Source organism: Paenibacillus diazotrophicus, assembly GCF_042610465.1.
This window is the reverse complement of record NZ_JBGJZN010000014.1, coordinates 1-12,241: the sequence shown is the minus strand read 5'-3', so window position 1 is coordinate 12,241 and position 12,241 is coordinate 1. Positions and strand designations below refer to the sequence as shown.

Here is a 12,241-nt window from a genome sequence, read left to right as displayed (position 1 = left end):
TGGCACAAGACAGGAGGAGTATGCAACCAATGAATGAAAAGAAGGATCGGCTGGTTCGGGGAACGGCGATGAACGGCAAAGTGAGAGCTTTTGCAGTCCGTACCACAGACCTTGTCGACGAGCTTCGGCGCAGACATGATACGTATCCGACAGCAACAGCAGCACTGGGACGCACAGTTACAGCCGCTGCTATGATGGGTGCAATGCTCAAGGGCGAGGAAAAACTGGCAATTATGGTTAAAGGGAACGGACCGCTTGGACAGATTGTAGCAGAATCGAATGCTCTTGGGGAAGTACGTGGTTATGTACAGAATCCTCATGTCCATCTGCCAAGCAACAGTCTCGGCAAACTGGATGTTGCAGGGGCAGTAGGAACGGAAGGGTTCATTGATATCAGTAAGGACCTGGGTATGAAGGAGCCTTACCGGGGGAGTGTTCCTATTGTTTCGGGAGAGCTTGGTGAGGATTTCACTTATTATTTTGCTATATCCGAGCAAACCCCCGCTGCAGTCGGGCTTGGGGTGCTGGTTGAGACGGATAACTCTGTGAAAGTGGCTGGTGGATTTATTATACAGCTCCTGCCGGGTCTCAGCGATGAGGAGATAACAGAGATTGAGCAGGCTGTAGGTTCGATGCCTTCAGTTACCGCTGTCCTGGAGCAGGGACTCGAGCCGGAAGAGATGCTTCGAGGGCTGCTATCTGATGTGATTATCATGGATGAACTTGATATTCATTTTGTCTGCCAATGCTCCCGTGAGCGTGTAGAACAAACATTGGTCAGTCTAGGCCAGCACGAGCTGGAACGGTTAATCGAAGAAGATGATCAAGCGGAAGTGGTATGCCATTATTGTAACGAGGCCTATGTATTTAATAAGGATGAACTGCAGGTTATCCTGGATCAAGCGAAATCGTAGGGCTATGGGATGATGACAAGACAAGAGCGCGTGCTGCGCAATGCCGTTATTCTTCTGGCGATCGCAACATTAATGCTCGGAGGTTTATTGTTCTGGAGTCTGCGGGCTATGGCTATACTCAAAGGAGAAGCCGCAGAAGGAGAGCCCTCGGACATTGCAAGAGCGGGAGATCAGCCGGTTACGGACCAGCAATGGATAGATGAGCTCAAAAAAAAATATGGAGACGAAGTTCTCCTTGGATTGCTAAATCACATTGTAGTCAACAAAGAGGCAAAGGCATTGAAGCTTACCATCACTGATAATGAGATCGAGAAGGAGCTTCAGCGCAGTATGGCTGGTTATAGCTCCGAACAACAATATTATGAACAGATGGAATCAGAGCTGGGGCTCTCTCGTGAAGAAGTACGGGAAGAGGCAGCTTACCGCCTTACTCTGCAAGCGGTGGCAACAGCTGGGATTACCATCACCGAGAGCGAAATCGATGATTATTTAGCGCAAAATGCCGAGCGGTTCACCCCCAAGAAGGAAATGAAGCTCTCCATGATAAAAGTATCGACTTACCAAGAGGCAGAGAAAGTAATGGATCGTCTGGAGCAGGGAGAGGATTTTGCCGAGCTGGCCAGGGAACTGTCCATCGATGAGGAAAGCCGTCTCCATGGAGGAAGTATTGGTATGGTTGAGGAGGATGACCCTTTCTGGCCGGAGGATCTCTTAAAAACGGCTGCGGGTCTGGAGGCAGGTGATATTGCAGGTCCGCTACAGACAGGGGAAACTTATGCGGTAATCCGGCTGGAGCAGGCTATTGTGCCCAGAGAGCAGAATCAAGCCGAAATCAGGCAGCAGGTTCGGGATGAGCTTGCGCTCGAGAAGGCCCCACCACTTCAGAAGGTTGAAAGTGATCTGCGCGCTAAATATGATACAGCGATATATATTGACAACAGCCTGCAAGATTGATAATATGAACTTAAATGTAAAACCTACTGATTTAGTCGGAAATAACAAACGGCGGACTGTCCAATTCCGCTGTCCAGCGCTATAACTTGGCGCTGCGGTGTTGAATATCCTGGTGCAGACCTACCCGTTTTTTCATACACCCGGAAATCTATGCTGAAGACTATGGTCACAAGTTGCGCACCCATTCATTTTATTATTCTCAAGGAGGTCTTTACTCATGGCTAAAGTCGTCAATAGTATAACAGATTTGATCGGAGGCACACCGCTCGTTCGTCTTAACCGGGTGGTTCCCGAAGGTTCTGCCGAAATCTATCTGAAGCTGGAATATCAAAACCCGGGTTCCAGTGTGAAAGACCGTATTGCGATCAGCATCGTTGAAGAAGCTGAGAAGGAAGGCCTTCTGAAGCCAGGCGGCACCATTGTGGAAGCTACCAGCGGTAACACAGGTATTGGCCTGGCACTTGTTGCTGCAGCCAAAGGCTATAAGGCAGTTATTGTTATGCCGGAAACCATGAGCCTTGAACGGCGCAATCTGCTGCGTGCTTACGGTGCAGAGCTCGTGCTTACTCCGGGATCAGAAGGAATGAACGGTGCAGTTAAGAAGGCTGAACAGATCCTTAGCGAGAATCCTGATTATTTCCTGGCTGAGCAATTCAAAAACAAGGCGAATGTGAAAATTCACCGTGAGACTACAGGTCCAGAAATTGTTGAAGCGATCGAGTCCATCGGTGGACCGCTGGATGCTTTCATTGCCGGAGTAGGTACTGGCGGAACTATCACTGGTGCTGGTGAGATTCTGAAGAATAAATATCCTGATGTGAAGATCTATGCTGTAGAACCTGCGGCATCGCCAATTCTGGCCGGCGGCAAACCGGGCCCGCATAAGATCCAAGGGATCGGCGCGAACTTCATTCCCGATATCCTGAATCAGGATGTGTATGATGAGATCATTCATGTTGAGAACGATGAAGCGTTCGAAACCGCACGCCGTGTAGCGAAGGAAGAAGGCGTGTTGTCCGGTATTTCTTCCGGTGCTGCTGTATTCGCTGCTCTCAAAGTGGCCAAAGAGCTGGGAGCCGGTAAAAAGGTTGTTGTAATTATCCCAAGTAACGGCGAACGTTACCTGAGCACTCCACTTTACAATTTCGAAGTGTAATTGTAATTAGTCTATTCCAAGAGCCTTCACATCCGCTGTTATAGGGAGGGTGAAGGCTTATTTTTTGGGAAATCACTCATTCAGGCTTTTCAAAGCGGTCCAAAGTACAGTATACTGACAGGCAATAAACTAAAGGATAAGGGTATAGGTTTACAACGGGATTGCTGCCGGCAAAGTTTGTATGGAGTAAGTTCGAAGAAGTATATGCTACACAAAACTTTTAGGGGGATGGCTTTGGAGATCATAACAGCGTGGCAGGACTGGGAGCAATGGGCGCAGGGAGACTGGAGCCTACTCCCCCTTATTATAAAGTCATCACAGGACAAAGGAGGATTGCCTGCCTCCTGGAAGAAGGCCTGGGAGCTGGCCTCCCCGTATTCAGTTGTGCTGGAGAGCGGAAAAGGTGGCCGCTATACGTACCTTGGCCTAAATCCTCCTTCCATATTACAAGGTAAAGACGGTGTAGCCGAAGTCTACGGCTTATCATTAGAGGCTGCAAGTGCAACTGTGCCTTTAATGTTCCAGTCAGAAGTGCGGGGCCAACCTCTGGAGATGCTGGAGAACTGGATGAGGGAATTCACTTCACCACGGGTACAGTCTTCCCCGTTGCCTCCCTTTACCGGTGGGTGCATTGGTTTCCTCAGCTACGATGTAGTCCGTTCTCTGGAGAAGCTGCCTATCGCGGCTGAGGATGATCCCGGGTTTCCCGATTATCTTTTTATGAGGCTGGAGGAGCTGTGGATCTATGATCATCAAGAGGATGCGCTGTATTGCACTGTACATGTTCCAGTTCCTGCAGCAGTGAACCTATCGGGCCCAGCCGAACTGCAAGGCCTGTATCAAGATGCTCTCCGGCGAGCAGAGCAGATGCTTGGGCAATGGCGGTTGATTTCAGCTACTCAAGGGATCTCAGATCGCAGTGCTGAAGAAGCTGCCGAGGCTGTTACAATTGAAGCGCATACCGATAACTCCGGGGAGTGGCCAGGTATGACATCTGCCTTCTCGCCAGAGCGGTTTCAGCAGGCGGTCCGGGAGGTTCAGGAATACATCCGCCAAGGGGATGTATTCCAGGTGAACCTGTCGCTGCGTCAGGAAGCGCAGCTGAAATCCTCGCCAGAGGATGTGTATGAATGGCTGCGCAAGCTCAATCCGTCCCCGTACATGGGGCTGCTGCGCTCGCCCGGCTTCACGCTTGCCAGCGCTTCGCCTGAGCTGCTCGTCAAGCTGCACGGGGACAAGGTCAGCGCACGCCCCATAGCCGGTACCCGGCGCCGGGGCCTCACTCCCGCGGAGGACGCCGCCATGGAGGCGGAACTGCGCGGGAGCGAGAAGGAGATCGCCGAGCATATTATGCTTGTCGATCTCGAGCGGAGCGACATCGGCCGTGTCGCTGCATATGGAACGGTCAGCGTGCCGGAGTTGCTGACCGTGGAGCGGTACTCGCATGTGATGCATCTCGTCTCGCAAGTGGAGGGCACTGTCGCGCCTGGTAAAGGCGCTTACGATGTCATAGCCGCCTTGTTCCCCGGCGGAACGATCACCGGCGCACCCAAGGTACGCACGATGGAGATCATCGAGGAACTGGAACCCGTTCGGCGCGGTCCATATACTGGATCGATGGGCTGGATTGACTATAACGGCAATATGGAATTAAATATTATTATACGAACACTAGCAGTCAAGGACGGAATAGGTTACATCCAGACAGGTGCGGGTATTGTGATCGACTCTGACCCGTACCGGGAATACCGGGAATGCCACAATAAAGCCAAAGCCGTAGTGAAGGCGGTTCTCTGCAGCGAATACCAGCAGGGATCACGGACCACCGGCGGCGCCGAAGGAGGAGCAATATTATGATCTTGGTTATCGATAATTATGATTCCTTTACGTACAACCTGGTGCAATATCTGGGGGAGCTAGGAGAAGAGGTGAAGGTGTCCCGGAATGATGAAATTACCATTCAGGAGATTGAGGCGCTCGCACCGGATCATATTCTGATTTCTCCGGGGCCCTGCACACCGAATGAAGCGGGTATTAGCCTGGAGTTGCTGCAGCATTTCAAAGGAACGATTCCGATCTTTGGTGTCTGCCTGGGCCATCAGGCCATTGGACAGGCTTTTGGTGGTAATGTGATCCGGGCGGAGAGACTGATGCATGGCAAAACCTCGCCGATCCACCACAAAGGGACCTCGGTCTTTGAGGGAATGGAATCTCCATTTACCGCAACGCGTTATCATTCACTGATTGTGGAGCGCGACAGTTTGCCTGACTGCTTGGAGATTACAGCGGAAACAGCCGAAGGTGAAATCATGGGCTTGCGCCATAAGGAATACCCGATAGAGGGGGTACAATTCCATCCTGAATCGATTATTACCGATTATGGACACACCATGCTGCGAAATTTCCTGAAACGTAGAGCCGGGGAACCGGCATGAACTATATTGGATTCAACAACAGGGTAGTTGATGCCAAAGATGCCGTGATTTCCGCTCTGGATCACGGCTTTTTGTACGGCATGGGCCTCTTTGAAACTTTTCGTACATACGGGGGTGAACCCTTTTTGCTGCAGCGGCACATCGACAGACTGGCAGAGGGCTGCAGACAGCTCGGAATTCCTTTTGAAGGAGAAGCTGCCCAGCTGCGGGACTGGATTCAGTGTGTAATGGGCAAAAATGGATTACAGGATGCCTATATTCGTTATACCGTAACAGCCGGTGAAGACATTCTGGGTTTGCCTGCGGGGGACTATAGTCGACCCAACCATTTGCTATACATCAAAAAGCTGCCGCAGTTCCCTGACACGCTCTACCTCGACGGCAAAGGCCTGCAATTATTAAAGCTGCCGCGTAATACACCGGAGGGCCCGGTACGCTTGAAGTCGTTGCATTATATGAACAATATACTCGCGAAGCGTGAACTGGCAGGGTATGTTTCAGCCGCAACGGGTGCGGAGGGACTCATGCTGACAGCGCAGGGCGAGATTGCTGAGGGCATTGTCAGTAATGTTTTTTTCGTTACTAATAATGTACTTTACACCCCAAGCATTGCGACCGGAATTTTGCCGGGAATTACCCGGGAAATGGTACTGAAGCTGGCGCATGATGCTGGACTGCAAACAGAAGAAGGCTTGTACAGGTGGGAACAGATTGCAGGAGCGGATGAGATTTTTCTAACCAATTCGGTACAAGAGATAGTTCCGGTTACTACGCTGTGGCGTACTAATGAGCAGATGGCGGTAAGTGGCGGACGCTGCGGGAGAATAACAGCCTTATTGCTGGAATTATACAGGGAAAGGACGGGATTGCGGAAATGAGACCCTTAATATATAAACGGAACTACCGTATAGGTCCAGCGGAACTGATACTGGGTGAACGAACGTTGATTATGGGCATTCTGAACGTCACTCCGGATTCTTTTTCCGATGGCGGGTTGTGGAATGAGCCGGATCGGGCGGTAGAGCACGCGCTGCAAATGGCGGCGGAGGGTGCTGATATTATTGATATTGGCGGTGAATCGACACGGCCCGGCCATCAGCCGGTAAGTCTGGAAGAAGAACTGGCCCGCGTACTGCCTGTCATTGAGAGCATTCACCGGGCGGCCCCCCATCTGCCTTTGTCCATTGATACCTACAAGGCAGAGGTAGCCCGCCGGGCCATTCAAGCAGGAGCTCATATAATAAATGATGTCTGGGGTGCCAAAGCTGACCCGAATATGGCGGCTGTTGCTGCTGAAAGCGGCTGTCCCATCATTCTGATGCATAACCGAAAGGACCGGAATTATCAGGAACTGGTCAGTGATATGTCTGCCGACCTTATGGAGAGCATAAATCTGGCGTTGTCCGCGGGGGTGAAGCCGGAGAATATTATACTTGATCCCGGGATTGGGTTTGCCAAGGATTATACAGAGAATCTTCAGGCCATGATGAACCTGGACCGTGTAAGCGGGCTTGGATATCCTGTACTGCTGGCCACCTCCCGCAAAAAATTCATCCGGACCGTGCTGGATCTCCCGGCAGATGATGTGGTAGAAGGCACTGCGGCCACCGTAGCATTCGGGATTGCTCAAGGCTGCCAGATCGTGCGGGTGCACGATGTTGCCAGAATTAAGCGTACGGTGCAGATGTGCGATGCTATGCTTTACGCTCCGGGCGCATTGGTACGTGACTAATATACGATCAATTACAGATTATTCAGACTATTTGGATGAGAAAGCAGGTAATCCCTATGGATAAAATGACGCTGCACCGCATGGAATACTATGGCTATCATGGAGTGTTTGAAGAGGAGCGCAAGCTGGGCCAACGATTTTATATTGATCTGGAGCTGGAGCTTGATCTGCATGACGCTGGTCTTAGTGATGATCTCACGCTGACCGTCAATTATGCCGAAGTGCATTTCCTTGTCAAAAAAATTGTCGAAACAAAGTCATTTAAACTGATTGAAGCTCTGGCTGAACATATTGCATCCTCAGTACTGGACACTTATACTGTTATCAATGCAGTTACGGTGAAGGTGACAAAACCGCATCCGCCGTTCGACATTCACTTTCAGGGAGTGACCGTAGAACTGCATAGGACCAGAAAGTGAGAACTCGGTAATGACTATACATTCTACCTCTGAGGCATCAGAGGCTTATATTGCTTTAGGGGCTAATTTGGGCGACCGTGAGGGAACCCTGAAGGCGGCACTGCAAAGACTGAACCAGCATGAGCAGATTGAAGTGGTCCGGTGTTCAAGTGTATACGAGACGGAGCCTGTCGGTTACTTGGACCAACCGCAGTTTCTTAACATGGCTGCGGCTCTTCGTACCACGCTTGCTCCCGGGCTGCTGCTCCAGGCGATGCTTAGCATCGAAAGTCAACTGGGCCGTGTCCGGGATGTTCGCTATGGACCGAGAACAGTAGACTTAGATTTGTTGTGGGTGGAGAATCAGCACCTGGATACACCCGAATTAACACTGCCGCATCCCCGGATGCAAGAGCGGGCGTTTGTGCTTATTCCACTGAGTGATGTCGTCCCGAACAATGAAGAGTCTTCCGGACTTCGGCAGTTCATTACAGCAGCGCTACAAGACATAGATGGAAGGGAAGGAATTCGCTTGTGGACAACAAACGTATGGGACGGAGGGTCAGAGCATTCCGAAAGCTGAAGGGTTATACCCAACAGGAGCTTGCGGACTCTGTCGGAATATCATTGGCTGTACTGGGTGCAGTGGAGCGGGGCAATAGACGTTTGGAAGATCAAATTTTAAATAAAATTGCGGATTTTCTTGGAGTGGCTGTCGATGAATTAGCCAATCCCTCTACCTAAGGGACGTTATTATAGATTCCAACAAATCCAATCAAGGAAGTGAAGAAACATGCTAAAGATTGGCGGCATAGAAATGAAGAACCAGGTCGTACTGGCACCTATGGCAGGTGTGTGTAATCCGGCATTTCGATTGATTGCAAAAGAATTCGGAACCGGCCTCGTCTGTGCCGAAATGGTAAGTGACAAGGCGATTTTGCACGGCAACCGGCGCACCCGGGAGATGCTGTTCGTGGATGAGCGGGAGAAACCGCTGAGTCTGCAAATTGTCGGCGGTGACCGGGAATCTCTGGTGGAAGCGGCGAAGGTCGTTGATAAAGAGACAAATGCCGATATTATCGATATTAATATGGGCTGCCCAGTACCCAAAGTGACCAAGTGTGATGCGGGAGCACGCTGGCTTTTGAATCCTGACAAAATCTACGAAATGGTGTCTGCGGTCGTTGACGCCGTGGATAAGCCTGTGACCGTAAAAATGCGCATTGGCTGGGACAGTGAACATATTTTTGTGGAAGAGAATGCGCGTGCCGTTGAACGTGCCGGAGGTCAGGCGGTAAGTGTTCATGGCCGGACTCGTGAGCAGCTTTATACAGGGAATGCCGATTGGAAGTACATCCGTATGGCTAAAGAGGCAGTTTCCATACCGGTGATCGGCAACGGGGATGTGAATACACCTGAGGATGCGCGGGCTATGCTGGATCAGACTGGCTGCGACGGAGTAATGATTGGACGCGGAGCTTTAGGCAATCCGTGGATGCTGTACCGTACCATCCAATACCTGAGCACAGGCGAACTTATACCCGAACCCGGAGCAGAAGAAAAGATTAAGGTGGCTATTCTTCATATGGACCGTCTGATCAGCCTGAAAGGTGAGGCGGTGGCGGTCCGGGAAATGCGCAAGCATCTGGCCTGGTACTTGAAGGGGATGAAGGCGGCAGCCCGTGTAAAGGACGTCATTATGGAAGAAACCAAACGTGATGAAATGGTGCGGATTTTGAATGAATTTGTCATGCAGCTTAAGGATGAAGAGGAGCAGGAAGGCTTGAAGTTCTCACTTTCAGCGGTTTAATTACATCAGCTCCTGTCTTTTTGGAGGGAATAAGGGTTTTTCAGGACATCAATCCCCCCTACATTTCCCGCCTATTGGTTAACACTCGAACATTATATGGGGCGTCATTGACATTTTGTAGCGGTTCCAATATAATTTCACAGTATAAAATCGCCGTTACAGCAGTGGCATTGCAGAAGGAGGGTTCTGATCCCTCCAGATTCGCATATAGTATGGTGTTTTCAATAAATGTATACGACAGGAGAATCGGTTGAGATGAGCGATAAAGAAGTCATCCTTACACCGGACGGACTTAAGCGTCTGGAAGAAGAATTGGAGACCCTCAAATCCGTAAAACGCCGCGAGGTAGCTGAACGGATAAAAGTAGCGATCGGCTACGGAGATATCAGTGAGAACTCGGAGTATGAGGATGCCAAGAACGAGCAGGCCTTCATTGAAGGGCGTATTATTACTTTGGAAAAAATGCTCCGTAATGCGCGCATCATCAACAGCGACGAAATCGTTACCGATGTGGTAAGCATTGGGGTTACTGTTAGCGTTGAGGATTTGGAATATGGCGACGTCATGGAGTATTTGATTGTCGGCACCGCCGAATCTGATCCGCTGAATAATAAGATCTCCAATGAAAGTCCGGTAGGCCGGGCCATTATCGGTAAGAAGATTGGTACTGTTGTAGATGTTAGTGTTCCTGCTGGAGTCATTCAATATAAAATTCTTGATATTAGAATGAAGTAATAGGTACCAATAAGGGAAACGTCAAGAAAGCTTCCTTAGGGAAGCTTTTTTCAAAAGATAAGAATTTATATATGTAATCTTATAAATTCCCTGATTTTTCTGCAGCGCATACAGCTTCTATTTGTACGGGAACGGACTGTCTCTTGCATAGGGATGGAGCCGTTTCTTCTTGTGTATATGACAGAGTGAGTAAGAGAGGATGAAAGACATGACCGAGGAAATGAATACTGCTGAGAATACGGAAAAAGAACTAAGCGAACTGCTGACGATCCGCCGCGGCAAACTGGACGAGCTTCGTGCACTGGGTATCGATCCGTTTGGCAAAAAGTATGAGCGTACGACAGGTGCCGGAGATATTATGTCCAAGTATGATGGACAAACCAAAGAGGAGCTGGACGAGCTCAACCTGGAAGTTAGTATTGCCGGCCGTATTATGGCCAAGCGTGTAATGGGCAAAGCCAGCTTCGCCCACATTCAGGATCTTAGCGGTAAGATTCAAATCTATGTCCGTCAGGACAGTATTTCTGAAGCACAATATGCGGCTTTTAATGTTCTCGATCTGGGTGACATCATTGGCGTCCGCGGAACTGTATTCAAAACCAGAACCGGAGAAACCTCTATTAAAGTGCATAACCTTGAGGTTCTATCCAAATCGCTTCTTCCGCTTCCCGAGAAATATCATGGTCTGAAAGATGTGGAGCTGCGTTACCGCCAGCGTTATGTCGATCTGATTATCAACCCTGAAGTTCAGCAGACATTCATTACCCGTTCACGGATCATCCAGTCGATGCGCCGTTACTTGGATTCGCTTGGTTATCTGGAGGTAGAAACTCCAACGCTGCATGCCATCGCCGGCGGAGCTGCGGCCCGTCCGTTCATCACTCACCACAATACACTCGATATGCAGCTGTATATGCGTATTGCCATTGAACTGCATCTGAAGCGTCTAATCGTAGGCGGTTTGGAAAAAGTATACGAAATCGGACGCGTGTACCGGAACGAAGGCATTTCAACACGCCACAATCCGGAATTCACAATGATCGAGCTGTACGAAGCTTATGCGGACTACAAAGACATTATGCACTTAACAGAGAGCATGATCGCTCATATCGCCCAGGAAGTGTTAGGTACCCAGAAGATTAATTATCAAGGCCAGGAAGTAGATCTGACGCCGCAGTGGCGCCGTGTGACCATGGTGGATGCTGTCAAAGAAGTGACAGGTGTCGACTTTGGCGTTCATATGACGGATGAGGAAGCGCAGCGTCTGGCGAAGGAGCACCGTGTGCCGGTTGAGAAGCACATGACCTTTGGCCACATCCTGAATGCCTTCTTTGAGCAATTTGTAGAAGAAACACTGATTCAGCCGACCTTTGTTACAGGTCATCCGGTTGAGATCTCTCCACTGGCCAAAAAGAACGATCAAGACCCGCGCTTTACCGACCGTTTTGAGCTGTTTATCGTGGCCCGTGAGCATGCGAATGCATTCAGCGAGTTGAATGATCCCATCGACCAGCGTCAGCGCTTTGAAGCCCAGATTCAGGAAAAGGAAAAAGGCAACGACGAAGCTCACGAAATGGATGATGACTTCATCCGTGCGCTTGAATACGGTATGCCGCCTACAGGCGGACTCGGAATTGGTGTGGACCGGCTGATCATGTTGCTCACCAACGCTGCATCGATCCGCGATGTGCTGTTGTTCCCGCATATGCGTAACGTACAGAATAACTGATTGAGATAATTAATCCTGATTCCGAAGTGGGATGCGAGTAACCATTCCGCCTCGGAATCATTTTTTTGAAATAATGCTTGCAATCAAAACCTGTACATGGTATATTCTTATTTCGGCCAAGAAATAGTAACGCCGAGCTCGAAATGAAGTTAAAAAAAGAGCTTGCATTCATCGGTCGGACATGATATATTATAAGAGTTGCTGGTGACGAGATAAACGACGCCGACAATGAGCTTGATCTTTGAAAACTGAACAACGAGTGAGTGGGATTTCACGTAAGTGAGATCCAAAAAAGAGAATGCAAATTCTCGTCAGATGTTTCAAAATGAGCAATCGCTCTTTCTAAATACCAATTTGGAGAGTTTGATCCTGGCTCAG

The 12,241-nt window shown here is 49.7% G+C and carries 13 protein-coding genes; all 13 read left to right on the top strand.

The features are described from left to right. Positions 1-29 precede the first annotated feature (29 nt). The gene (hslO, locus tag ACAN54_RS28915; protein WP_379163957.1) at positions 30-914 is read left to right on the top strand and encodes an Hsp33 family molecular chaperone HslO; all 885 of its coding nucleotides are present in this window, start codon (positions 30-32) and stop codon (positions 912-914) included. 9 nt (positions 915-923) lie between these two features. After that, complete coding sequence (locus ACAN54_RS28910; RefSeq protein WP_379163954.1) at positions 924-1,868, top strand: peptidylprolyl isomerase; 945 nt, start codon at positions 924-926, stop codon at positions 1,866-1,868. Positions 1,869-2,085: 217 nt separating this feature from the next. Continuing rightward, on the top strand, positions 2,086-3,024 hold the full coding sequence (cysK, locus tag ACAN54_RS28905) for a cysteine synthase A (protein ID WP_379163952.1): 939 nt from the start codon (positions 2,086-2,088) through the stop codon (positions 3,022-3,024). A gap of 228 nt (positions 3,025-3,252) precedes the next feature. Next, a complete protein-coding gene (locus tag ACAN54_RS28900) occupies positions 3,253-4,881 on the top strand; it encodes an anthranilate synthase component I family protein (protein ID WP_379163949.1) in 1,629 nt (542 codons plus the stop codon). After that, positions 4,878-5,459, top strand: a complete 582-nt coding sequence (pabA, locus tag ACAN54_RS28895) for an aminodeoxychorismate/anthranilate synthase component II (RefSeq protein WP_379163946.1) — start codon at positions 4,878-4,880, stop codon at positions 5,457-5,459. The genes ACAN54_RS28900 and pabA overlap by 4 nt, the downstream gene beginning before the upstream one ends. Next, positions 5,456-6,337 (top strand): aminotransferase class IV, encoded by an 882-nt coding sequence (locus ACAN54_RS28890; protein WP_379163943.1) that lies wholly within the window; start codon positions 5,456-5,458, stop codon positions 6,335-6,337. The genes pabA and ACAN54_RS28890 overlap by 4 nt, the downstream gene beginning before the upstream one ends. After that, the gene (folP, locus tag ACAN54_RS28885; RefSeq protein WP_379163940.1) at positions 6,334-7,191 is read left to right on the top strand and encodes a dihydropteroate synthase; all 858 of its coding nucleotides are present in this window, start codon (positions 6,334-6,336) and stop codon (positions 7,189-7,191) included. Before ACAN54_RS28890 ends, folP begins: the two co-directional genes overlap by 4 nt. 56 nt (positions 7,192-7,247) lie before the next feature. After that, complete coding sequence (gene folB / locus ACAN54_RS28880; protein WP_379163938.1) at positions 7,248-7,610, top strand: dihydroneopterin aldolase; 363 nt, start codon at positions 7,248-7,250, stop codon at positions 7,608-7,610. 10 nt (positions 7,611-7,620) lie between these two features. Beyond that, a complete protein-coding gene (gene folK / locus ACAN54_RS28875; RefSeq protein WP_379163935.1) occupies positions 7,621-8,172 on the top strand; it encodes a 2-amino-4-hydroxy-6-hydroxymethyldihydropteridine diphosphokinase in 552 nt (183 codons plus the stop codon). Continuing rightward, a complete protein-coding gene (locus ACAN54_RS28870) occupies positions 8,139-8,333 on the top strand; it encodes a helix-turn-helix domain-containing protein (protein ID WP_379164085.1) in 195 nt (64 codons plus the stop codon). Before folK ends, ACAN54_RS28870 begins: the two co-directional genes overlap by 34 nt. 49 nt (positions 8,334-8,382) lie before the next feature. Beyond that, complete coding sequence (gene dusB / locus ACAN54_RS28865) at positions 8,383-9,399, top strand: tRNA dihydrouridine synthase DusB (RefSeq protein ID WP_379163933.1); 1,017 nt, start codon at positions 8,383-8,385, stop codon at positions 9,397-9,399. A 255-nt stretch (positions 9,400-9,654) separates the two neighbouring features. Beyond that, entirely contained in the window at positions 9,655-10,134 is a 480-nt protein-coding gene (gene greA, locus ACAN54_RS28860; RefSeq protein WP_074086951.1) for a transcription elongation factor GreA, read from the top strand. A gap of 208 nt (positions 10,135-10,342) precedes the next feature. Then, entirely contained in the window at positions 10,343-11,863 is a 1,521-nt protein-coding gene (gene lysS, locus ACAN54_RS28855; protein ID WP_379163930.1) for a lysine--tRNA ligase, read from the top strand. Positions 11,864-12,241 lie beyond the last annotated feature (378 nt).